Origin of the sequence: Bradyrhizobium sp. OAE829 (assembly GCF_040546575.1) — a bacterium.
In the GTDB taxonomy this organism is placed as follows: domain Bacteria; phylum Pseudomonadota; class Alphaproteobacteria; order Rhizobiales; family Xanthobacteraceae; genus Bradyrhizobium.
In genome coordinates, this window is record NZ_JBEPOE010000001.1 from 603,634 (window position 1) to 626,613 (window position 22,980).

The 22,980-nt window shown below is 62.1% G+C and carries 21 protein-coding genes and 3 tRNA genes; 9 read left to right on the forward strand and 15 right to left on the reverse strand.

The window, feature by feature from the left end:
* The 3 genes from ABIE49_RS02790 to ABIE49_RS02800 are packed head-to-tail and all read right to left on the reverse strand — an operon-like array spanning nt 1 to nt 1,577.
* Nucleotides 1-612: an NADH-quinone oxidoreductase subunit C gene (locus ABIE49_RS02790; RefSeq protein ID WP_192733456.1), complete on the reverse strand. Its 612-nt coding sequence runs from the start codon at nt 610-612 to the stop codon at nt 1-3.
* A gap of 12 nt (nt 613-624) precedes the next feature.
* Nucleotides 625-1,221, reverse strand: coding sequence for a NuoB/complex I 20 kDa subunit family protein (locus ABIE49_RS02795; protein WP_192733457.1), 597 nt, complete (start codon nt 1,219-1,221; stop codon nt 625-627).
* A complete protein-coding gene (locus ABIE49_RS02800) occupies nt 1,212-1,577 on the reverse strand; it encodes an NADH-quinone oxidoreductase subunit A (RefSeq protein ID WP_192733458.1) in 366 nt (121 codons plus the stop codon). Before ABIE49_RS02800 ends, ABIE49_RS02795 begins: the two co-directional genes overlap by 10 nt.
* A 210-nt stretch (nt 1,578-1,787) precedes the next feature.
* On the opposite strand from ABIE49_RS02800, the gene ABIE49_RS02805 reads away from it, so the two are divergent.
* Nucleotides 1,788-2,156, forward strand: a complete 369-nt coding sequence (locus ABIE49_RS02805; RefSeq protein WP_192733459.1) for a hypothetical protein — start codon at nt 1,788-1,790, stop codon at nt 2,154-2,156.
* 246 nt (nt 2,157-2,402) lie between these two features.
* Nucleotides 2,403-2,606: a hypothetical protein gene (locus tag ABIE49_RS02810; RefSeq protein WP_192733460.1), complete on the forward strand. Its 204-nt coding sequence runs from the start codon at nt 2,403-2,405 to the stop codon at nt 2,604-2,606.
* Nucleotides 2,607-2,767: 161 nt separating this feature from the next.
* On the opposite strand, the gene ABIE49_RS02815 is transcribed toward ABIE49_RS02810, so the two are convergent.
* Nucleotides 2,768-2,844: transfer RNA gene (locus ABIE49_RS02815), tRNA-Asp, on the reverse strand.
* A 228-nt stretch (nt 2,845-3,072) separates the two neighbouring features.
* Here ABIE49_RS02815 and ABIE49_RS02820 point away from each other — a divergent pair.
* The 3 genes from ABIE49_RS02820 (at nt 3,073) to ABIE49_RS02830 (ending at nt 5,008) form a co-directional block, all read left to right on the forward strand.
* Entirely contained in the window at nt 3,073-3,372 is a 300-nt protein-coding gene (locus tag ABIE49_RS02820) for an HU family DNA-binding protein (protein ID WP_192733461.1), read from the forward strand.
* A gap of 102 nt (nt 3,373-3,474) precedes the next feature.
* On the forward strand, nt 3,475-4,731 hold the full coding sequence (gene pepT / locus ABIE49_RS02825) for a peptidase T (protein ID WP_192733462.1): 1,257 nt from the start codon (nt 3,475-3,477) through the stop codon (nt 4,729-4,731).
* Between the two features lie 91 nt (nt 4,732-4,822).
* Nucleotides 4,823-5,008, forward strand: coding sequence for a hypothetical protein (locus ABIE49_RS02830; RefSeq protein ID WP_192733463.1), 186 nt, complete (start codon nt 4,823-4,825; stop codon nt 5,006-5,008).
* Between the two features lie 80 nt (nt 5,009-5,088).
* Here the strand turns inward: ABIE49_RS02830 and ABIE49_RS02835 are convergent, their stop codons facing one another.
* The 7 genes from ABIE49_RS02835 to ABIE49_RS02865 all read right to left on the reverse strand — a co-directional run bounded on the left by ABIE49_RS02835 (nt 5,089) and on the right by ABIE49_RS02865 (nt 13,184).
* Complete coding sequence (locus ABIE49_RS02835; RefSeq protein ID WP_192733464.1) at nt 5,089-5,949, reverse strand: class I SAM-dependent methyltransferase; 861 nt, start codon at nt 5,947-5,949, stop codon at nt 5,089-5,091.
* A gap of 111 nt (nt 5,950-6,060) precedes the next feature.
* A tRNA-Val gene (locus tag ABIE49_RS02840) sits at nt 6,061-6,137 on the reverse strand.
* A gap of 104 nt (nt 6,138-6,241) precedes the next feature.
* Nucleotides 6,242-8,665, reverse strand: coding sequence for an endopeptidase La (lon, locus tag ABIE49_RS02845; protein ID WP_192733465.1), 2,424 nt, complete (start codon nt 8,663-8,665; stop codon nt 6,242-6,244).
* Between the two features lie 321 nt (nt 8,666-8,986).
* On the reverse strand, nt 8,987-10,261 hold the full coding sequence (gene clpX, locus ABIE49_RS02850; protein ID WP_027537232.1) for an ATP-dependent Clp protease ATP-binding subunit ClpX: 1,275 nt from the start codon (nt 10,259-10,261) through the stop codon (nt 8,987-8,989).
* A gap of 428 nt (nt 10,262-10,689) precedes the next feature.
* Entirely contained in the window at nt 10,690-11,325 is a 636-nt protein-coding gene (locus ABIE49_RS02855; protein WP_192733466.1) for an ATP-dependent Clp protease proteolytic subunit, read from the reverse strand.
* Between the two features lie 248 nt (nt 11,326-11,573).
* Complete coding sequence (tig, locus tag ABIE49_RS02860; RefSeq protein WP_192733467.1) at nt 11,574-12,935, reverse strand: trigger factor; 1,362 nt, start codon at nt 12,933-12,935, stop codon at nt 11,574-11,576.
* A 164-nt stretch (nt 12,936-13,099) separates the two neighbouring features.
* Nucleotides 13,100-13,184: transfer RNA gene (locus ABIE49_RS02865), tRNA-Leu, on the reverse strand.
* Between the two features lie 77 nt (nt 13,185-13,261).
* On the opposite strand from ABIE49_RS02865, the gene ABIE49_RS02870 reads away from it, so the two are divergent.
* Together ABIE49_RS02870 and ABIE49_RS02875 are read left to right on the forward strand one after the other, a co-directional pair.
* Nucleotides 13,262-14,650, forward strand: a complete 1,389-nt coding sequence (locus ABIE49_RS02870; RefSeq protein ID WP_354066564.1) for a multicopper oxidase family protein — start codon at nt 13,262-13,264, stop codon at nt 14,648-14,650.
* A gap of 10 nt (nt 14,651-14,660) precedes the next feature.
* Nucleotides 14,661-15,746, forward strand: a complete 1,086-nt coding sequence (locus tag ABIE49_RS02875; protein WP_192733468.1) for an enolase C-terminal domain-like protein — start codon at nt 14,661-14,663, stop codon at nt 15,744-15,746.
* An 8-nt stretch (nt 15,747-15,754) separates the two neighbouring features.
* Here ABIE49_RS02875 and ABIE49_RS02880 read toward each other — a convergent pair whose 3' ends face one another.
* Nucleotides 15,755-16,165 (reverse strand): GNAT family N-acetyltransferase, encoded by a 411-nt coding sequence (locus ABIE49_RS02880; protein ID WP_502915977.1) that lies wholly within the window; start codon nt 16,163-16,165, stop codon nt 15,755-15,757.
* 19 nt (nt 16,166-16,184) lie between these two features.
* A complete protein-coding gene (locus ABIE49_RS02885) occupies nt 16,185-17,684 on the reverse strand; it encodes an NAD(P)H-hydrate dehydratase (RefSeq protein ID WP_192733470.1) in 1,500 nt (499 codons plus the stop codon).
* Between the two features lie 365 nt (nt 17,685-18,049).
* Here ABIE49_RS02885 and ABIE49_RS02890 point away from each other — a divergent pair, with 365 nt between their 5' ends.
* The gene (locus tag ABIE49_RS02890; RefSeq protein WP_027537227.1) at nt 18,050-18,388 is read left to right on the forward strand and encodes a P-II family nitrogen regulator; all 339 of its coding nucleotides are present in this window, start codon (nt 18,050-18,052) and stop codon (nt 18,386-18,388) included.
* Nucleotides 18,389-18,544: 156 nt separating this feature from the next.
* On the forward strand, nt 18,545-19,954 hold the full coding sequence (gene glnA, locus ABIE49_RS02895; RefSeq protein WP_192733471.1) for a type I glutamate--ammonia ligase: 1,410 nt from the start codon (nt 18,545-18,547) through the stop codon (nt 19,952-19,954).
* Between the two features lie 113 nt (nt 19,955-20,067).
* Here glnA and ABIE49_RS02900 read toward each other — a convergent pair whose 3' ends face one another.
* A complete protein-coding gene (locus ABIE49_RS02900) occupies nt 20,068-20,466 on the reverse strand; it encodes a RidA family protein (protein WP_192733472.1) in 399 nt (132 codons plus the stop codon).
* A 48-nt stretch (nt 20,467-20,514) separates the two neighbouring features.
* Nucleotides 20,515-22,821 carry a hybrid sensor histidine kinase/response regulator gene (locus ABIE49_RS02905; protein ID WP_192733473.1) on the reverse strand — a complete coding sequence of 769 codons (2,307 nt, stop codon included), beginning with the start codon at nt 22,819-22,821 and terminating at the stop codon, nt 20,515-20,517.
* Between the last annotated feature and the right edge of the window lie 159 nt (nt 22,822-22,980).

Here is a 22,980-nt window from a genome sequence, read left to right on the forward strand (position 1 = left end):
TCAGGCCTTCGGCTCCGCCTTCTCGTCGCCAGGCAGCGGATAGTCGGCGCCTTCCCATGGCGAGAGAAAATCGAACTTGCGGAATTCCTGGTTGAGACGGACGGGTTCGTACAGCACCCGCTTCTCCTGGTCGTCGTAGCGCACCTCGACGAAGCCGGTGAGCGGGAAATCCTTGCGCAGCGGATGGCCGTCAAAGCCGTAATCGGTCAGCAGCCGCCGCATGTCGGGATGGCCGGTGAAGATCACGCCATAGAGATCGTAGCATTCGCGCTCGAACCAGTCGGCGCCGGGAAACACGTCGATGATCGAGGGCACCTGCGTGGTCTCGTCGGCCTCGGCGCGCACACGGAGGCGACCGTTCAATGTCGGGGACAGGAAGTGATAGATCACGTCGAAGCGCTTTTCGCGGCCGGGATAATCCACCGCCGTGACGTCGATGATGCTGACGAAACGGCAGGCGGGATCGTCGCGCAGGAATTTCACGACCTCGACGATTTTGGTCGCGTCGACCGTGATCGTGAGTTCGTTGTACGCGACCGCATGGCCGCTGGCCGCACCCGGAAGCGCGCTAACAATCGTCTGCCCCAAGGCGTCGAGCTTGCCGTCATCCATTGACCTGAAACCTTAGCGTTCGATGGTGCCGATGCGCCGGATTTTCTTCTGCAGCAGCAGCACGCCGTAGAGCAGCGCTTCCGCCGTCGGCGGGCAGCCGGGCACGTAGATGTCGATCGGCACGATCCGGTCGCAGCCGCGCACGACCGAGTAGGAATAGTGATAGTAGCCGCCGCCATTGGCGCACGACCCCATCGAGATCACGTAGCGGGGCTCCGGCATCTGGTCGTAGACCTTGCGCAGCGCCGGGGCCATTTTGTTGGTCAGCGTACCTGCAACGATCATGACGTCGGACTGCCGCGGCGAAGCGCGCGGCGCAAAGCCGAAGCGCTCGACGTCGTAACGCGGCATCGACACCTGCATCATCTCGACGGCGCAGCAGGCCAGACCGAACGTCATCCACATCAGCGATCCGGTGCGCGCCCAGGTGATGAGATCGTCGGTCGCGGCGACGAAGAAGCCCTTGTCGGATAGCTCGTGATTGACCTCGAGAAAATACGGGTCATTGGCGCCGACCGGCTTGCCGGTCGAGGGATCGATAATGCCGGTCGCGGCCGGCGCGATCACCGGCGAAGACCCGTGCGATACGGCGGTGGGGCTCAATCCCATTCGAGCGCGCCTTTCTTCCATTCGTAGGCAAAGCCGACCGTGAGGACGGCGAGGAACACCATCATCGACCAGAAGCCGGTGGCGCCGAGCTTGCCGAACGCCACCGCCCACGGAAACAGGAACGCCACTTCGAGGTCGAAGATGATGAAAAGGATCGCCACCAGATAGAAGCGGACGTCGAACTTCATGCGGGCGTCATCAAAAGCGTTGAATCCGCATTCATAGGCGGAAAGCTTTTCCGGATCGGGCTGCTGGAACGCGACGAGGAACGGGGCAATCAACAGCGCCAGACCGATCAGGCTTGCCACCCCGACAAACACGATAAGTGGAAGGTAATTCTGCAGGATGCCGTTCATCGGCGGGACCTTTTCCTGCGGTTTCGGACAGCCGCAGATTCGCTGATTGGAATTATTCTTGAGGCTTAGCGCAGCGCAACAGAGGGCGCAAGACAAGCTATTTTGTGGTCTAACCGGGGCTACCACGCCGTGGACAACTCAGGAAAGCAAGGGCGTTCCCGTCACCACCTTGGCCAGCGTTTCGCGCCGTGCTCCTCGCGCAATCCATCCATGCGAACCCTGCTCGCGCTACGCGCAAGTGGTGTACCGATCAGCCAACAGAATGTCCGGGCTCGCCGCTCCGGTTTTCGCGATGTGCATGCTGACGCAGGATTGCAAAACCATGGCGTCGGCTTCCGCCTCGGGCCGCTTTTGCGATCGCACACACCGCCGCCGGGCATGTCCGCGATCGTCCTGATTGACCGCCGCCAACCTGCTTTGGTCAGCGGCGTCGGCCTGCTTGCGGTCGGCATGATCAACGGACGAACTGAAGTACGACTACGCGCAGGCGCCGCGCGCTATTCGCTTCTGTCGGCCGAGGTCACGACTCGGCGCACTGCTGTTCATCTCGGCCGCCCGGTCGAGACGCGTGGACATTAAACAAACGGGTGAGCAGAGCCGACCTCCTCTTATCCTATTGTTATTACTTATATTTCATGCCATGTCGCCTGACTGTGCCTTCGCCGCGACAACAGGCAGGCGGCGTAAGGACGCCGAAATGGCGCAAAATCGCCCCGAAAACCCACCGGACGAAACCATTTCGCGGAATCCACGAAACCGTCCCGAAACAGACGGGGCGTACATCTCTTGCCATCAGATGGCGCATAGACGCCTCGGAGGCATCACATGAACCACTCAATTCACTCGGCAGACCGTTCGACCCACCTGAAGATCGTGGTTGTCGCGCTCGTGGCTGGTATCGCGGTGGCAGCTTTCGGCATCTCGGCGCGCACCAATTCGGAATTCACCCAGACGGCCCAGACGACCCAGGTCGTGAAGGCAGGCAAGCCGGTGGTCATCACCAGCTCGCAGACCTCGACGGTCCGCTAAAGGGGTTTCGTTCTCAGCACCGGCAAGACGGCCGCCTTCGGGCGGCTTTTTTGTTGGCTGCGCAGCCACTTCCGCCGCACGCTGGAACTATCGGGCCGCGCTTGAGCGCAACCGAGTTCCAGTCCGACGATGGGGGGATGTGTCTTTAAGCCATTGAAAAATGGCGCGAGAGACGGGACTCGAACCCGCGGCCTCCGCCGTGACAGGGCGGCGCTCTAACCAACTGAGCTACTCCCGCGGATGCGTAATCACGTCTTGATCCGCGCAGAAGCGAGGACTTAAAGGGCCTCCTTGTTTTAGTCAAGGACGTTGCGAATCCCCTTGTCAAATGGGCCTTTTTGCAATGCCGATGCAAAAAACGGCCTATTTGCAGGCAAAACAGCGTAGGCACCCGCCACCCGAATCGTTTAAGGCCTGATACGCCTAAGTTTCCGTAAAGCCATTCACCACCGAGGGAGGGCCGAATATGGCGAAGAAAGCAGCGACTCCGGCGACGATCACGCTGAAGCATCTGGCAGCGGCAATCGCCGAGGACCAGGAACTGTCCAAGAAGCAGGCTGAATCGATTCTGACCGACACGGTCACCCTGATCACCAAGCACCTGAAGAAGGGCGAGCGCATCCGCATCGTCGGTCTTGGCATCCTCCAGGTCCGCAAGCGCGCCGCCCGCATGGGCCGCAACCCCGCCACCGGCGAAGCGATCCAGATCAAGGCCAGCAAGAAGGTTGCCTTCCGCGCGTCCAAGGAACTCAAGGAAGCCGTTTAAGCAACGCTTTCCTATCCGACATTCAAGCGCCGTTCCGGGGGCCCGGAATGGCGCTTTTCTGTTATAGAGCGCCGTCGTTTCTCAAATCCTGTTGCGGTTGTCATGCTGGCTTCGCCCCTCGCCTTTACCCACGGTGTCACCGATCGCTTCCTGCGCTATGTCGTGATCGATACCCAATCGGATCCGGCGTCACCGACCTGCCCTTCCACCGAAAAGCAAAAAGACCTCGGCCGCGTGCTGGCGGCCGAACTCAAGGCCATGGGCCTCTCCGACGCCCATCTCGACGAGCACGGCTATGTCTACGCGACCATCCCGGCCAATTCAGACAAGAAGGTGCCGGTGATCTGCTTCTGCTCGCACATGGACACCTCGCCGGATTGCAGCGGCAAGGACGTCAAGCCGCAGATCGTGCGCAATTACCGTGGCGGCGACATCGTGCTGCCGGCTGATACGACGCAGGTGATTCGATTCGCCGATCATCCGGCGCTTGCCGACCAGATCGGCAACGACATCGTCACGACAGACGGCACCACGCTATTGGGCGCCGACAACAAGGCCGGTCTTGCCGAGATCATGGATGCCGCGCAGTTCCTGATCGACAATCCGCAAGTGAAGCACGGCGCCATCAAGATCCTGTTCACGCCGGACGAAGAGATCGGCCGCGGTGTCGACAAGGTCGATCTGAAAAAGCTCGGCGCCGACTTCGCCTACACGATGGATGGCGAAACCGCCGGGAATATCGAGGACGAGACGTTTTCGGCCGATGGCGCCACCATCAGCATCGAGGGCGTCAGCACCCATCCCGGCTTCGCCAAGGGCAAGATGGAGCACGCGATCAAGATCGCCGCCGCCATCGTCGATCGCCTGCCGAAAGACACCTGCTCGCCGGAGACAACCGAAGGCAAGCAGGGCTTCCTGCATCCGATCGGCATTTCCGGTGCGCTGGAGAAAGCGACTATCGGCTTCATCGTGCGCGATTTCACCGATGAGGGCCTGAAGGAAAAAGAGGCGCTGCTGGAGGGCATCGTCAAGGACGTGATGAAGGACTATCCGCGCTCGACCTACCGGATGGAGGTCAAGCACCAGTACCGCAACATGAAGCAGGTGATCGACCGCCATCCCGAAATCGTCGATTACGCGATCGAGGCGATCCGCCGCGCCGGCCTGACGCCGGTGCGCTCATCGATCCGCGGCGGCACCGACGGCTCGCGGCTGTCGTTCATGGGACTGCCCTGCCCCAACATCTTTGCCGGCGAGCACGCCTTCCACTCGCGGCTGGAATGGGTCAGCGTTCAGGACATGGAAAAAGCCGTGCAGACCATCGTGCACCTGGCGATGATCTGGGAAGAGAAAGCCTAGGCGTAGCGGGGGCGACATTGTGAAGATCAGAAATTCGATTTGTCTGGTGTGGTTGTTTGCGTGTGGCGCAGCGCCTTCCCTGGCGCAAACCGTGGCCGAGAAAGTCACCGTGAGCTCCCTGCTCGCGCAGGACTACGCAATCGCCGGGACCTCGGCGCCGGCGAGCGGCGGCGCCGGGCTGTTTCTGCGCAAGGGCGCAAAACTCTATTTCTGCTTCGTTAGCGAGACCCGGCAATCGGCAACGGTTTCGACGGAATATTGCAAGCCGGTCGAGTAGCGGGCCGAGCGGCAGGGCCCGGACACAAAAACGCGAAAACAACCCCATGCAAAGTAAGGATGGGGCGCAGCTAGAGGTATTTAGGTAGCGCTCGCGGTGACGATCCAGATCGAACCCGGAAGCACCACCGTATCGCCCTTGGCGAGCGGTGCCAGCGCTTCGCGCAGCGAGTTGATCGCCGCATCGCGGAGTTCGGCCGGCTGCCCGTCCAGCGCCCGATGGGTGGGGCCGATTTCGAGGGCGCCCTGCACCGCCGCATCGAGCCCGCCTCCGATTGCGATATCCATCGAAAGCGGACATGCCTCCATTGCGATGCCGGTGAAGCCGGCGCCGCCGAGAATCCGGTGCACCCGCTCCTCGGAGGCGAACGCGAACGGGCCCGGATCTTCCGGCCCCTGCGGCGGCAATTTCGGCACGTGTTTGTAGACCGCCATCAGCGGCGCGATCATCCAGGGGTTTTCGCGCGGCTCGCGCCAGCAGGCGAAGGCCAGCCGCCCCGAAGGCTTCAGCGCCTTGCGCATGTTCGCAAACGACACCACCGGGTCGGCAAAGAACATCACCCCGAACCGCGAGACCAGCAAATCAAAACTTGCGGGCTCGAACGGATAGACGGTGGCGTCCGCCTGAACGAAATCAACCGGCAAACCCTGCGGCGCACTCGCCCGCGCCCGCGTCAGCATCGGGCCCGATATGTCGACGCCCAACGCATGACCTGATGGCGCAACCTTGCGCGCAAAGCCGATCGTGGTGACACCGCTGCCGCACCCGATATCGATGACCCGCTCGCCCGGTTTCGGTTTGGCGCGATCGATCACAAGATCGGCGACCGGTCCAAGCAGAATGTCTTGCGCCTGCTGCCGGTCAGCCCAGCGCTGCCCGGCCGGACCGTTCCAGTAAGCGATCTGATCGGCGTTTTGTTCGTGGCCGGTCGGGATGGTCATGTTTGGAAAACTTTCTGAAGGTCCGCCTTCGCTCTTCGAGCTACGGCGCGACAGCCTTCGCGTTTCGCGCCTTTGGCTGGCTTGCCCAGCCGTAGCGCGAAGCGCGAAGGCTGGTAGGCGGCGACGGATTCGAACCGCCGACCCTCTCGGTGTAAACGAGATGCTCTAACCAGCTGAGCTAGCCGCCCTTAAGCCGCCTGTTTAGCGCCGCCCTGCCCCCCGGCGCAAGCCGTACAGCGCAAACAAAAACGGCGCCCGAAGGCGCCGTTCTATTATCTTGCAAATCGGGCGCTCAGTGAGCTGTCAGGCCACCGGCTTCATCCGCAGCGTCGGATTTGACCGGCACCTTGGTGTCCTCTTCCCAGACGATCGCCACCGGAGGTCGCACCAGCGCCTTGGCGACGACGTCGTCGAGCCGGGCGACCGGGATGATGTCCATACCGCCCTTGATCGCATCGGAAATCTCCGTGAGATCCTTGGCGTTATCCTCGGGGATGAACACCGTCTTGATGCCGCCGCGTGCGGCCGCCAACAGCTTCTCCTTGAGGCCGCCGATCGGCAGCACCCTGCCGCGCAGCGTGATCTCGCCGGTCATGGCGACATCGTGCCGGACCGGAATTCCGGTCATGACCGAGATGATAGCGGTAGCCATCGCGACACCCGCCGACGGTCCGTCCTTCGGGGTTGCCCCCTCCGGAACGTGGACGTGGATGTCACGCCGGTCGAACAATGGCGGCTCGATGCCGTAGTTGATCGCCCGCGAGCGGACATAGGACGCCGCCGCCGAGATCGACTCCTTCATCACGTCGCGCAGATTGCCCGTCACCGTCATCTTGCCCTTGCCGGGCATCATGACGCCTTCGATGGTGAGCAACTCGCCACCGACATCGGTCCAGGCCAGGCCCGTCACGATGCCGACCTGCGGCTCGCTCTCGATCTCGCCGTAGCGGTACTTCGGCACACCCAGGAATTCCTCGAGGGACTTCTCGGTGACCTTGACCGACTTCTTCTTGGAGATCATCAGCTCCTTCACCGCCTTGCGGGCGAGTGTGGAGAGCTCACGCTCCAAATTACGCACGCCCGCTTCGCGGGTGTAGCGGCGGATCATCAACAGCAGCGCATCGTCGTCGATCGACCATTCCTTGGAATCGAGGCCATGCTTGGCGATGGCGTTCGGGATCAGATGCTTGCGCGCGATCTCGACCTTCTCGTTCTCGGTATAGCCGGCGATCCGGATGATCTCCATGCGGTCCATCAGCGGTCCCGGAATATTCAGCGTATTCGCGGTCGTAATGAACATGACGTTCGACAGATCGTAATCGACCTCCAGATAATGGTCGGCGAACGTGCCGTTCTGCTCGGGGTCCAGTACCTCAAGCAGCGCCGACGACGGATCGCCGCGGAAATCGGCGCCCATCTTGTCGATTTCGTCGAGCAGGAACAGCGGGTTCGAGGACTTGGCCTTTCGCATCGACTGGATGATCTTGCCGGGCATCGAGCCGATATAGGTGCGGCGATGACCGCGGATCTCGGCCTCGTCGCGCACGCCGCCAAGCGACACGCGCACGAACTCGCGGCCGGTCGCCTTCGCGATCGACTTGCCGAGCGAGGTCTTGCCGACGCCGGGAGGTCCGACCAGACACAGGATCGGTCCGGTCAGCTTGTTGGCGCGCGACTGCACGGCGAGATACTCGACGATCCGGTCCTTGACCTTCTCAAGCCCGTAATGGTCGCTGTCCAGGACCTCCTGCGCGGCCACCAGGTCCTTCTTGACCTTGGACTTCTTGTTCCACGGAATAGACAACAGCCAGTCGAGATAGTTGCGCACGACGGTGGCTTCCGCGGACATCGGCGACATCTGGCGCAGCTTCTTCAGCTCGTGCTGCGCCTTCTCCCGCGCTTCCTTGGAGAGCTTGGTCTTGGCAATCTTCTCTTCCAGATCGGCGAGCTCGTCGCGACCTTCGTCGTCGCCGAGTTCCTTCTGGATCGCCTTCATCTGCTCGTTCAGGTAATATTCGCGCTGGGTCTTCTCCATCTGGCGCTTGACGCGCGAGCGGATGCGCTTCTCGACCTGCAGCACCGAGATCTCGCTCTCCATCAGGCCCAGCACCTTCTCCAGGCGCTGCGTGACGGACAACGTCTCCAGGATGCCCTGGCGATCGGCGATCTTGACGGCGAGATGCTGGGCGACCTGATCGCTCAGCTTGGCGAAATCAGTGATCGCCTGCACCACGCCGACGACTTCGGCGGAGATCTTCTTGTTCAGCTTCACATAGCTTTCGAAGTCGGACACCACCGAACGCGCGAGCGCCTCGGCCTCGACGGAGGTCGCATCGGTATCGGCGAGCGCAACGGCGGTTGCTTCGTAATATTCGCTGCGGTCGGAATATTTCTGGACGCGCGCGCGCTCCAAGCCCTCGACCAGCACCTTTACCGTGCCGTCGGGCAATTTGAGCAGCTGCAGGACGCTGGCGAGCGTGCCGACTTCGTAGATCGAGTCCGGGCTCGGATCATCGTCGGACGCGTTCTTCTGCGTCGCGAGCAGGATCAGCGCATCGTTCTTCATCACCTCTTCGAGCGCGCGGATCGACTTCTCGCGGCCGACGAACAGAGGCACGATCATGTGCGGGAATACGACGATGTCGCGGAGCGGCAGCACCGGATAAGAGTGGGTTTCGCCGTGCACGATAGATGGCCGGGGTTTGGCTGAAGTCATGGCCTAATTCCTTTTGTTGTGCCCCCTTGCACGCAGTCCGCTCTTTGTGCGCAACCGCCACAAGGTGCCGGGAGGTTCCGGAGCTGCAAGCCACCTTCGCAGCCTGTTTTTCCGGATCGTGTGGCGACGAATCTCAAGCATGAGCTGCGCCACCGACAGCATTAGGTGGCTATCGGGTACGGGGGTGTCAAGTCACGAAAAATGCCCGTCAAATGGGGCTAAACGCGAAGGATTGCTGCGCAACAACTACGCCGCTATGGCCGCCGGAATGTCCCGGCAGCCGTCCTGTTTGGGACAGAAATCCTTCCGGACCAGGGCCTATCAGGCGCTGGCGCTGCTCTCGACCGCGCGGTCGGAACGGTCCGCGTAGATGTAGAGCGGACGGGCAGTTCCCTCGACCACTTCGCGCGAGATCACCACCTCTTCGACGCCTTCCAGACCCGGAAGATCGAACATGGTTTCGAGCAGGATGCTTTCGAGGATCGAACGCAAGCCACGCGCACCGGTCTTGCGCTCGATCGCCTTGCGGGCGACCGCGCCTAGCGCCTCGTCGGCGAAGGTGAGTTCGATATTCTCCATTTCGAACAGCCGCTGGTACTGCTTGACCAGCGCGTTCTTCGGATCGGTCAGGATCTTCTTCAGCGAAGCCTCATCCAGATCTTCCAGCGTCGCGACGACCGGCAAGCGGCCGACGAATTCCGGGATCAGGCCGTACTTCAAGAGATCTTCCGGCTCGACATGGCGGAAGATTTCGCCGGTGCGGCGGTCTTCCGGCGCCAGAACCTGCGCTGCGAAACCGATCGAGGTCGAACGGCCGCGTGCGGAGATGATCTTCTCGAGACCTGAGAAGGCGCCGCCGCAGATGAACAGGATGTTCGTGGTGTCGACCTGCAGGAATTCCTGCTGCGGATGCTTGCGGCCGCCCTGCGGAGGCACGGAGGCAACGGTGCCTTCCATGATCTTCAACAGCGCCTGCTGCACGCCCTCGCCCGAGACATCGCGGGTGATCGACGGATTGTCGGACTTGCGGCTGATCTTGTCGATTTCGTCGATATAGACGATGCCGCGCTGCGCGCGCTCGACATTGTAGTCGGCCGACTGCAGCAGCTTCAGGATGATGTTCTCGACGTCCTCACCGACATAGCCGGCCTCGGTCAGCGTGGTCGCATCCGCCATGGTGAACGGCACGTCGAGAATCCGCGCCAGCGTCTGGGCCAGCAGCGTCTTGCCCGAACCGGTCGGACCGATCAGCAGGATGTTCGACTTCGCCAGTTCGACGTCGTTGTGCTTGGTCTGGTGATTGAGCCGCTTGTAGTGATTGTGGACGGCGACCGAGAGCACCTTCTTAGCGTGGCTCTGGCCGATCACGTAGTCGTCCAGCACCTTGCAGATTTCCTTCGGCGTCGGAATGCCGTCGCGCGACTTCACCAGCGAGGACTTGTTCTCCTCACGGATGATGTCCATGCAGAGCTCAACGCATTCGTCGCAGATGAATACGGTGGGTCCCGCGATCAGTTTGCGGACCTCATGCTGGCTCTTGCCACAGAACGAGCAATACAGCGTGTTCTTGGAGTCGCTCGTGCCGACCTTACTCATTCTATTCTCCGTCCGCCGTTCGATCCCGTCACTCGATCGACCCATTCCGGTACCAAGCCGGACCTGAAAGTAGATAGAGCAAATTCCGTACCAAAAAAGACCTTAACTCAATACGCGCCGTTCGAATCACGGTTTACTCGAATCCCCGAGATCCTACCCGATCCTCACAGCCAACCATGCTGACACCCGACTATCAAGAATTCGCTAACCGGGCACGGAGCGGACACCGTGACAATACCGTGATTTTCGGCCTTCGCACGGGGAGAAGTTGCCGAAATCACCAAAGCGTTGCGCGATTACCACGCTGCCAAACCAGCACGAAAGCGGAACTTTCTGCCAATGTTCGGGCATAAGCACCCGCTTAGAGCGTAATTTGCCGATTGGGCCCACCTGTCAAGGTCAACGCGTGGGTACCTCCACCCGTTACCTTACGGGGTCTTGGTCATCGCCGGCTCTTCCGGACGCTTATCCATCACCTTGTCGACAATACCGAAGTCCCTGGCCATATCGGCGGTCAGGAACTTGTCGCGCTCCAGCGCTTCCTCGATCGCCTTGTAGGTCTGGCCGGTGTGCTTCACGTAGATTTCGTTGAGCCGCTTCTTGAGATTCAGGATCTCCTGCGCATGCAGCATGATGTCGGTGGCCTGGCCCTGGAAGCCGCCGGAGGGTTGATGCACCATGATGCGCGAATTCGGCAGCGAGAAACGCATGTCCTTGTGGCCGGCCGCCAGCAACAGCGAGCCCATCGACGCCGCCTGCCCGGTGCACAACGTCGTCACCGGCGGGCGGATGAACTGCATGGTGTCGTAGATCGCCAGGCCCGATGTCACCACGCCTCCCGGCGAGTTGATGTACATCGAGATTTCCTTTTTCGGATTCTCGGCTTCCAGGAACAGCAGCTGAGCGACGATCAGCGTCGACATGCCGTCTTCGACCGGACCGGTCAGGAAGATGATGCGTTCCTTCAGCAGGCGTGAGAAAATGTCGTAGGCGCGTTCACCGCGGTTGGTCTGTTCGACGACCATCGGCACAAGGTTCATGTAGGTTTCAACGGGATCGCGCATTAGTCACCCAAAGGTTGGCAGGGGCGAACATCCATCGGCAAGCAAGCTGATTTGCCAGGGGTGGAGGAACGTCCCGTGATGCAGAACTTCAAAGACAACTCACAGATATGAGCCAATTTCCCGGCCACAAGGCCGGGCAATGGCGCGCTGAGTTAGACAAATTCAAACTGATTCGCAGGCGAACTCATAGCGACGGATGCCGGAGCCCCGCCGCTTTCGCCGTTCATCATTAACATCAGGTGCCAGGATTAAGCGGCAGTTTTCTCAGCGTCCTCGTCCTTGAACAGGTCTTCACGCGAAACCTTCTTTTCGGTCACGTTGGCGAGTTCGAGGATGAAATCGACCACCTTGTCTTCATAAATCGGCGCACGAAGCTGGGCCAGCGCATTGGCGTTGTTGCGATAGTAGTCCCAGACTTCCTTCTCGCGGCCCGGCATCTGTCGCGCCCGCTCGATCACGGCCCGGCTGACTTCGTCGTCGGTGACGGTGATCTTGTTCTTCTCGCCGATCTCCGACAGCACGAGGCCGAGACGAACCCGGCGGTCGGCGATCTTCTGGTATTCTTCCTTGGCGGCGTCCTCGGTGGTGTTCTCGTCGGCGAAGGTCTTGCCGCTGGACTCCATCTCGGCCTTGATCGAGTTCCACATCAGATTGAACTCTTCGGCGATCAGCGACGGCGGCGCTTCGAACTTGTGGCTCTCGTCGAGACGGTCGAGCAGCGCGCGCTTGACGCGCTGGCGCGTCGCACCGGCAAATTCAGAGACCAGGCGCTCGCGCGCGGCTTCCTTCAGCTTGTCGAGCGATTCGAGACCGAGCGTTTTTGCAAATTCGTCGTCGACAACGGTTTCGCCCGGAGCCTCGATGGCGGTGGCGGTGGTCTCGAACTCGGCCGGCTGGCCGGCGAGCTTTTCGCTGGCGTAGTTCTTGGGGAAAGAAACCTTCAGCGTGCGGGTCTCGCCCGCGCCGATGCCGATCAACTGCTCTTCAAAACCCGGAATGAACTGGCCGGTGCCAATCACGACCTGGATGCCCTCGCCGGTACCACCCTCGAACGGCGTACCGTCGATGCGGCCGGTGAAGTTGATGGTGACGCGATCGCCGTTCTCGGCCTTCGCGCCTTCGCTCTTGGCGTTATAGGGGCGGCTCTGGTCGGCGATGCGCTTGATGGCATCGTCGACATCGCTGTCGGACACGTCGACGACCGGCTTCTCGACGGTAAAGCTCTTGAAGTCGGCGAGCTGGATCGTCGGCACCACCTCGATCGCCACCGTGTAGGTGAGATCGCTCTTACCGGAGAGGAGTTCCTCGACCTCTTTTTCCTCGGTCGGCATCGTGATCTTCGGTTCGGTCGCAAGGCGGAAGCCGCGATCGGTAAAGATCTGCGTGTTGGTGTCGCGGATCGTCTGGTCGATGGTCTCGGCCATGACAGAGCGGCCATAGACCTTCTTCAGGTGGCTCACCGGCACCTTGCCGGGACGGAAGCCGTTGAGCTTCACCTTGTCCTTGAGGTCGATCAGCTTGGCACCGGCCTTGGCATCGAGATCCGATGCGGGAACGCTGATCTTGAACTCGTGCTTCAATCCCTCGACGAGGGTTTCGGTGACCTGCATGGCGTCAATCTTCTTCCGTTTCGGCAGGGCGCGTGGCCCCGACATTGTCAATTGGGTCGACGCAGGGCCCTTAAAGCCTGCGCCGGTGGTTCGGCTGACCCAACTCCCCAACCGGGAAACCAGGCCCTCCAGTATTCGTCATGCAAACGCTTGAATAGAGCGCTTGGTGCGGGCGGAGGGACTCGAACCCCCACAACTTTCGTCACTGGAACCTAAATCCAGCGCGTCTACCAGTTCCGCCACGCCCGCGTAAAAAGCATCCAGTCCGGCCGCGATGCCGCGAGCGGCGGGCTTATAACATGCGCCCACCGGTCCGCAGCAAAAAAATGGCCATTCTTGCCACTCGCCCGAGGCAAGGCGTCACAGCTGGACAGGGCCTCCAGAAAATGGTCCGCATCGGTCTCATGACAAGCCCCAAATCCCTGCTGCACCGACGCGAGCTGATGGCCGGACTGGGGGCTGCCGCCCTGCTCCCGATATGGCCCGCTATTGGCTCTGCTCAAGGCCGCGCCGCGCTGGCGCTGCAAGCCAAAGCCGATGCCGTTGCGCTTCGGCCAGGGGCGCCGGAGACGCCGGTTTGGTCACTCGCCGGTTCGGAAATGAGATTCAAGCGCGGCGATACCGTTGAAGTCACGCTCGCCAATGAGCTGCCGCAGCCCGTTGCCCTCAATTGGCGGGGGCTCGACGGGGCCGCGAGCGTCGAATCGCTGACGGCCCGCGCGCCGCTCGCGGCCGGGGTGAAGGAAACCCTGCAACTGCCGCTGCGACATGCCGGAACGCTGCTGTGTGACCTGACCCTTCTCGGCGACGGCCAGGCACGGCCATCGCGGGCTCGCGCATTGGTGGTCCGGGAAAGCGAGACTGTCGCCGTCGATCGCGACGAGGTGTTTCTGGTCGAAGACTGGCGGCTGCGCCCGGACGGGTCAGCGATCGCACCCGGGTTAGACCCCAAGGACGCCGCAACGGTTTTGACGGCCAACGGCCGGCTTTCGCTCGATATTACAGTGCGAACCAATGAACGGATCAGGATTCGCTTCATTAATGGCTGCCAGCGGTCTGTTATCGCGGCCAAAATCGAGAATATCGACGTCCGCGTCATGGCTATCGACGGCCAGCCCTCCGAGCCGTTCCAGGCCCGCAACGGCGCGCTGGTGCTGCCCCCCGGCGGCCGCGTCGATGGCTTTATCGATGTGACGGCGCCCGCCGGGACCACCGCAACGATTCTGGTCCACGACGGCAAGGAGGCCCGCCCCATCGGCAGGCTGATCGTCTCGGGTGACCCGCCGGTCCGCGCCGCCCCGCTTTCCCCGGCGCCACCGCTACCTTCCAATGGCCTGCCGGCGCGCCTCGACCTCAAAGGCGCAACCCGGGCCGAATTGGCCCTCGGCGGGCCGCAAGGCGACTGGGTGCCGCCGGCGAGCTTCGCGGCGACCGCCGCGCCCGCGGTCCGTACCAAAGCGGGACGCACCGTTGTGCTGGCCCTGAACAACCGCGGCGCCACCCCAACGGTATTCCATCTCCACGGCCATCATTTCCGGCTGCTCGACCGGCTCGATGACGGCTGGAAGCCGTTCTGGCTGGATACGCTGGCCATCGAACCCGGCCAAACCCAACGCATCGCCTTCGCCGCTGAATATGCCGGACGCTGGCTGATCGAATCCGTCGCGACCGATTGGGCCGCCCCCCGCCTGGTGCGATGGTACAGTGTGGAATGAGGAGATCAGCATGAGCGCGTCCGTTCCCGCCATTCGCAGCGTCACCGCGCGCGGCCTCGTGGTCCCGATCGCGCGGCCGGTGAAGACCGCCTTCTCAACGATCGATGCCGCACCGATGGTGCTGATCGATGTCGCGACCGATCAAGGCGTTACCGGACGCGCTTACATCTTTGCCTACGCCAAACTGACGGTGAAGCCGCTGCTGCACCTGATCGAGGAGATCGGGCGCGAGCTCGTCGGCAAGCCGGTTGCGCCGTTTGATCTGATGAAGGCGATGGACGCAAAATTCCGCCTGCTGGGCTGGCAGGGCCTCGTCGGCATGGCGGTGTCCGGGCTCGATATGGCCTATTGGGACGCGCTTGGCCAAATTGCCGGTCGGCCATTGGCTGAGCTGCTCGGTGGCGCGCCGCGGCCGATCAAGGCCTATGACAGCTACGGCGTGGTCGACCCCGTCGCGGATGAGAAGGCGCTGCGCCGCTCGCTGGAGCAGGGATTTCGCGGCATCAAGATCAAGGGCGGCGATGGCGACGCCGCCAATGACGAGCGGGTGGTCAAGGGCGTGCGCGCTTTGCTCGGCCCGGACATCGCATTGATGATCGACTTCAACCAGTCGCTCGATCCTGCGGAAGCCGGCCGGCGCATCGCCCGCCTCGCGCCTTACGACCTGCATTGGATCGAAGAGCCGGTGCCGCAGGAAAATCTGTTGGGCCATGCCAAGGTACGTGAAACTTCGCCGACGCCGATCCAGGCCGGCGAGAACTGGTGGTTCCCGCGCGGCTTTGCCGAGGCGATCGCAGCCGGCGCCAGCGACTTCATCATGCCCGACCTGATGAAATGCGGCGGCGTCACCGGCTGGCTGCAAGTCGCAGCGCAAGCGGAAGCCGCCAACATTCCAATGTCGAGCCATCTGTTCGCCGAGGCCAGCGCCCACATGCTGGCGGTGACGCCCTCAGCGCACTGGCTCGAATTCCTCGATTTCGCCGGCGTCATCCTCGCCCACCCCGCCGAGATCGTCGACGGTACGCTCACCGCGCGGGGTCCCGGCCTTGGGCTGGAATGGAACGAGGCGGCGGTGGCGAAATATCTCGTGAACTAACGACCATCTTATCCGCGCGTCCAGAGATAACGCGCGTCCGGTTCTTTCTCTTCATTGCCGGCGCCATCGGTTTGCTCGACCAGCACAAAGCCTCGCGCTTCATAGAAGCGCCTCGCCCGCGCATTCCGCTGGAACGTCCATAGCTGCAGCTGCTCGGAAGCACGTTTGGCGACGTCAAGCAATTCGGTACCGGCGCCCTGCCCCTGCGCTTCCGGCAGCACATAGAGTTGCTCGATCCAGTCGTCGTTGAAGGCGATCACTCCGGTCAGGGCATTGGCATCGAACGCTCCCCAGAGCGTGCATGTCTTCAACATCCGCTCGCGATAGAACCAGCGATCTTCCTCGGGCGTGTGCAGACCGGCGAGCCAGGGCAAGGCCTGGTCGAAGCTTGTTCGATGGACCCGCGCAGCGGCATCCATGTCGGCCAGTTCGAGTTGCCTAATACTCAACACCGAACTCGTCATAGAGTCGCCGGAACACCGCGGGCAGTACCTCGGTCAGATCTTCCGCGATCAGGCCGGGGCCCGCCTCCCGCGCCCCCTCGCCGTGCATCCAGACGCCGATACAGGCGGCCTCGAAGGCCGGCACGCCTTGCGCCAATAACCCTGCGACGATCCCCGCCAGCACGTCGCCGGCGCCGGCGGTGGCGAGCCAGGGCGGCGCGTTGGCGGCGATGCTGGCGCGGCCGTCGGGCGACGCCACTACCGTATCCGGCCCCTTCAGCAGCACCACCGCGCCGGAGCGCAAGGCGGCGTCGCGCACCCGTTCGAGTTTGGAGCGGCCCGGATGCTTGTTGCTGATGTCGCTGAACAGCCGCGGAAACTCGCCCTCGTGCGGGGTCAGCACGACCTGCGGATCGCTGGACGCCTTGATCGATTCAAACAGGCGCTCCGGTTCTTGCGCAAAGCTCGTCAGCGCGTCGGCATCGAGCACGAGGTGACGTTTCGCCGACAAGGCGGTGTGGACGAGATCGCGCGTGCGCGCGCTGATGCCGGCGCCCGGTCCGATCACGCAGGCATTGAGCCGCTTGTCGTTCAGCATGTCGGCGAATTCGACCGCGCTATCGACCGCGCGGATCATCACCGCGGTCAGGGCCGAAGCATTGACCGCCAGCGCCTCGCGCGGCGAGGCCAGCGTGACGAGGCCGGCGCCGGCCCGCAGCGCGGCGCGTGCCGCCAGCCGCGCCGCACCCGTCGATACCATGTCGCCGGACACGACGACGGCGTGACCGCGCGCATATTTGTGGCCATCGATCCGCGGCACCGGAAAGCATCCCTGCCAGGCCTGCGGGACGTTTTCCGTTGCCTGCGGCTGGATTTCGCCCAGCACTTGCGCATCGATACCGATATCGGCGACGCGGACGCGGCCGCAATGCATCCGTCCCGGCAGCAACAGATGCGCCGGCTTCTTGCGGAAGAACGTCACGGTCTCGACGGCGTTGATCGCAACATCCATCACGGCACCGGTGGTGCCGTTGATACCGCTCGGCAGATCGACGGCGAGGACCGGCGCGCCGTTGGCGTTGATCGCTTCGATCATATCAAGCGGATCGCCCTTCACGGGACGGTTGAGACCGGCGCCGAGCAGCGCATCGATGATCAGCGCCGGCTTTCCGATCGCCTGGGGATTGAACGGCAGCACCGGGTATTTCCAGCCCTTCGCCGCGAGTGCCGCGTCGCCCGTCAGACTGTCCCGCTCGCAGAGCAGGATCACCGAAACCTCGCGGCCGCGCGCCGCAAGTTCGGCCGCAGCGACAAATCCGTCGCCGCCATTGTTGCCGCGGCCGGCAACCACCACGATCGGGCCCTCCTCGACCAGTTCCATCGCGGCTTCGGCAACGGCCTGGCCCGCGCTCATCATCAGCGCAAAGCCGGGCGTGCCGGCGGCAATGGTCATTCGGTCGGCACGCTCCATCTCAGTGGTGGTCAGTACTTCCATGCCGAATCCTCGATCTGTCAGCCTTTTCCAGAGGCATTTCTGATATCGGCCGTGGCCAATTCTACAAGATCTGCATACCAATTGATCGGTTTGCCTATTTGGTAGGCTTGGGTATCATGCAGCGTCCGGTTCGACCTCTGCCGATTGCCTGTTAAAAGTCTGATAACATTCCAAAATCAGGCCCGTTAACAACTTGGCATAGACCCTGCTTTTGGGGAAGCCGGTAAGGAAGCCGGCTCAGGACCGTCGTCGTTCGCAGCAATTGCGAGCGTTTCGGGCCCTGATCAGGGATCGACGACCAGACGGCGCCACGCGCGACATCGAAACTATCTGCTCTGCAATTTGAACTGCCCGGGAGGCGCTCAGTGAAAAAAATCGAAGCCATCATCAAGCCGTTCAAGCTCGACGAGGTGAAAGAGGCGCTTCAGGAGGTCGGACTGCAGGGCATCACCGTGACCGAGGCCAAGGGTTTCGGCCGGCAAAAGGGCCACGCCGAACTGTATCGCGGTGCGGAATACATCGTGGACTTCCTGCCCAAGGTCAAAATCGAGATCGTGATATCAGACGAACTGGTCGAGAAAGCCATCGACGCGATCCGCCGCGCCGCCCAGACCGGCCGCATCGGCGACGGCAAAATCTTCGTCTCCAACATCGAAGAAGCGATCCGGATCAGAACCGGAGAATCCGGGCTGGACGCTATCTAAGCCGGGTGCTATCCCGCATTTTGCGACTGAAAAACAAGAAAAGGGCTGCTTCGGCGGCCTGATTTCGTTTGCGATATCTCACCACTCTGTCTGTGTGTGCGTGTTGTTTGCGAATATGTCGTTGTCGCAGAGTCCTGGAAACCAAAAGGGGTATTCATGAAGACCGCCAAAGACGTCCTGAAATCGATCAAGGACAACGACGTAAAATACGTCGACCTGCGCTTCACCGACCCGCGCGGCAAGTGGCAGCACGTGACTTTCGACATCGGCATGATCGACGAGGAAATCTTTGCCGAAGGCACCATGTTCGACGGCTCGTCGATTGCCGGCTGGAAGGCGATCAACGAATCCGACATGTGCCTGATGCCCGATCCGGTCACCGCGACGATCGATCCGTTCTTCGCCGAAACCACCATGGTCATCACCTGCGACGTGCTCGAGCCGACCACCGGCGAGCCCTACAACCGCGACCCGCGCGGCATGGCCAAGAAGGCCGAGGCGATGGTCAAGTCGATGGGCGTCGGCGACACCGTGTTCGTCGGACCGGAAGCCGAGTTCTTCGTATTCGACGACGTGCGCTTTTCGTCCATGCCCTACAACACCGGCTTCAAGCTCGACTCCTCGGAATTTCCGACCAATTCGGACACCGAATACGAAGGCGGCAATCTCGGTCACCGCATCCGCACCAAGGGCGGCTACTTCCCGGTCCCGCCGCAGGATTCGGTGCAGGACATGCGCTCGGAAATGCTCGGCGCGATGGCCAAGATGGGCGTCAAGGTCGAGAAGCATCACCATGAAGTCGCTTCCGCCCAGCACGAGCTCGGCATGAAGTTCGACACGCTGACGCTGATGGCCGACCACATGCAGATCTACAAATACTGCATCCATCAGGTCGCGCACATCTACGGCAAGACCGCCACCTTCATGCCGAAGCCGATCTATGGCGACAACGGTTCGGGCATGCATGTCCACCAGTCGATCTGGAAAGACGGCAAGCCGGTGTTCGCCGGCAACAAATATGCCGACCTCTCCGAAACCTGCCTCCACTACATCGGCGGCATCATCAAGCACGCCAAGGCGATCAACGCCTTCACCAACCCGTCGACCAACTCCTACAAGCGTCTGGTCCCCGGTTATGAAGCGCCCGTGCTGCTCGCCTACTCCGCGCGCAACCGTTCGGCCTCCTGCCGTATCCCCTACACCGCCAACCCGAAGGCCAAGCGCGTCGAGGTCCGCTTCCCCGACCCGATGGCCAATCCGTATCTCGGCTTCGCCGCGATGCTGATGGCCGGCCTCGACGGCATCAAGAACAAGATCGATCCGGGTCCGGCGATGGACAAGGACCTCTACGACCTGCCGAAGGAAGAACTGAAGCAGATCCCGACGGTATGCGGTTCGCTCCGCGAGGCGCTGGAAAACCTCGACAAGGACCGCGCGTTCCTCAAGAACGGCGGCGTGTTCGACGACGACTTCATCGACAGCTACATCGAGCTGAAGATGACCGAAGTCGAGCGCTTCGAGATGACCCCGCATCCGGTCGAATTCGACATGTACTATTCGCTGTGATTTTGGGCGGCGTCCGCGCCGCCGATATCACGGTTCACAAATGCGAAAGGCGCCCCCATCGGGGCGCCTTTTGTTTTTGAACACATCTGAACACCAGTACTCGGAACGCAGGATCATCCCTCTCGCGTTACGGCGGTGAGATTCATCGTCAGCAACACGCCGGGCTTGGGCAGCTCCTTCACCGCAATGACCGTCCGCGCCGGTCTGTGATCTCCCATCATCTCGACATAGGCCGCGTTCATCGCCTCGAAGTCGGACATGTGCTGCAGGAAGATATTGATGTGCAGCACATGATTGAGATCGGACCCCACGGCTTCAAGCATGACCGCAAATGATTTCAGGATTCGCCGTGTCTGCGCGTGGATATCCGCGCCAGCCAATTGTCCCGTCGCCGGATCGAAGCCGGCCGTCCCCCCAATCGAGATGTGTTGGCCGACCTTGGCGATATGATTGTAAGGACCGATCGGCTTCGGCGTGTTCGGCGGCGTGAGTGTCTCTACGCGAGATTTCATGTGGCGGCCCGTTCAAGTCCAGAGAAGTTGAGGCTGCCAAAGAATAACCTATCCCTCCTTCGGCGGATACTTGCGCAGGAAACGCTCGAGCTCCGGCTGCACCGAATAAGGCGTCGGTATCGGATCGCCGGCCGGATCGACCGCGATATCAAGACAACGGCGCAACGTTCGCGCCAGCTCCGCGCGCCGATAGGGCTTGGTCAAAAGCGGAATCCCGTGGCCTGCGCGGTTTTTCAGCGGCAGCGCGCCGTCGCTGTAGCCGGAGGTGAAGAGCACCCGCAGCGACGGCCGGCGGGCCATCAGCGTTTCGGCCAGTTGCCTGCCGTTCATGCTGCCGGGCATCACGACGTCGGTGAACAGCAGATCGAACACGGCGCCCCGGTTGACGATGGCGAGGGCCTCGTCGGCATTCGAGGCCACGATCACCTTGTAGCCGAGGCTCTCGAGCTGCATCGTCACATAGTCGCGGATCTTGCGGTCGTCCTCGACGCACAGGAGCGTTTCGCTGCCGCCCTGCACCGGCGAATCCTCGTCGTGTGTCGACGGTTGAAGCGCGCTGGTGTCGGCTTTGGGCAGATAGATCGTGAACGTCGTGCCGCTTCCCTCCTCGCTGCGCACGTCGACGCTTCCGCCCGACTGCTTGGCGAATCCGAACACCATGCTGAGCCCGAGCCCCGTTCCCTGGCCAACCTCCTTGGTGGAAAAGAAAGGTTCAAATATCTTGTCGAGAATGGGCTGCGGAATCCCGGTGCCGGTGTCGCTCACTTCGACCACGACATAATCGCCGGCGCGTTCGACGCCGCGGGCCACGGCCTCCGGCACGCCCAGGGTGATATTGCCGGTCGCAATGGTCAGCTTTCCGCCATCTGCCATCGCGTCCCGGGCATTGATGGCGAGATTGACGACCGCGGAGGATAGTTGGCTACGATCGACGAATGCCGGCCACGCGTCGTCGCTCAAGGCGGCCTCGATTTCGATATCCTTGCCGACGGTTGGCGCGAGCAATCGAACGGCCTCGCGAACAAGATCATTGACGTCGATCTCGGCCGGCTGCAACGGCTGCTTGCGCGCGAACGCCAGCAGGCTGGCGGTGAGGTTTGCACCGCGGTCGGCGGCGTCGCTGATCAGTTTGGTGATCGAAGCCAGGTGCGGAACGTCCTTGACGCCATCGGCCAGAATTTCGATCGTGCCTGTGATCACCGTAAGCATGTTGTTGAAGTCATGGGCAATGCCACCGGTCAGTTGCCCGACCGTATCCATCTTTTGCGCCTGAATCAGCCGCTCCTCGGCGATGCGCCGCTGGGTGATGTCCCTGACAAAGGCGTTGATGATGTAACCGTCGCCGCGACGCAGCGCCGTGAGCGACACTTCGACGAAAAATTCGTGACCGTCCCGGTGCAGCGCCGGCGCCTCATAGCGCATGCCCATGGCGCCACCGGCGGTCTCACGCAGGAATTTGGCGATCCGTTGCCGGTGCGCCGCGCGAAGGTGTTCGGGAAACACCAGCTCGACCAGCTTCACACCAACCGTCTCCGCCCGCGTCCACCCGGTCAACGCTTCGGCCTGCGGACTCCATTCGAGAACGAAGCCGTTTTCGTCGGTCTGGACGAAGGCGTCGAGCGCGGTGCTCACGATGGTCTGCGCCATCTGTTCGCTGTCGACCAGGGCCTGCAGGGCGCGCTTTTGTTCGGTGACGTCGCGGAGCACGGTCACCGCCCCGCAAAGCCTGCCGCGTTCGTCGCGCAACGGCCGGGCGTTGGCGATGATGAAGGCTTTTGCGCAGGCCCCTTCGGGCTGCACAATGAGTTCGAAATCATCGACATGTTCGCCGCGCAGCGCCCGCGCCAGCGGCGAATCCGGGATCGGCAGCGGCGTGGTGCCGTCCGAAAGGAAACAGGCGAATTTTCTTACCCCCGTCAGGCTGTCGAAGCCGCGGTCCACACCCAGCAGCTGGCGGGCTGCGCCGTTGGCAACGACGACCACCGCATTCTCGTCGGCCACGACAACGCAATCGCGGATGCTTTCGACCGTGTTTTCCAGCAGGTTTGGCCTGACGCCGAGTTGGTCCGACAATTCGGCGAAAGCCGCTGATAGCGGGGCCATTTCCCAGCTAGCTTCGGCAGGCATCGCAACCGGCTTGCCGCGCGACAGCCCTTCGACCGCCCGGGTCATTTGGGTCAGCTGTCGGGACAGCGAGCCCGCGATGGCGGCCGCAAGCACCAGCGCGAGCAAAATCGCGATCGCCCCGACGCCCAGCGTCGCGCGGCCGAAAGCATCACCGAACACAGCAAGTGCGCAAATGGTGCCCACGACCAGGAACACCATCGCGAACGCAAGGCGGCTCCTCAAAGTCATGACGACCAACTGCCCAATAAAATCGCTAAGAAAACCGCCAGAGAAACCGCCCAGGAAATGATAACGACAATGGTGTGAGTATGAATGCGGGTCCGGCGCCTTGCGCCGATTGTTCGGCGCCCTCAGCACCCCAATGCATAGCCGAGTTCTGGGCCGCGC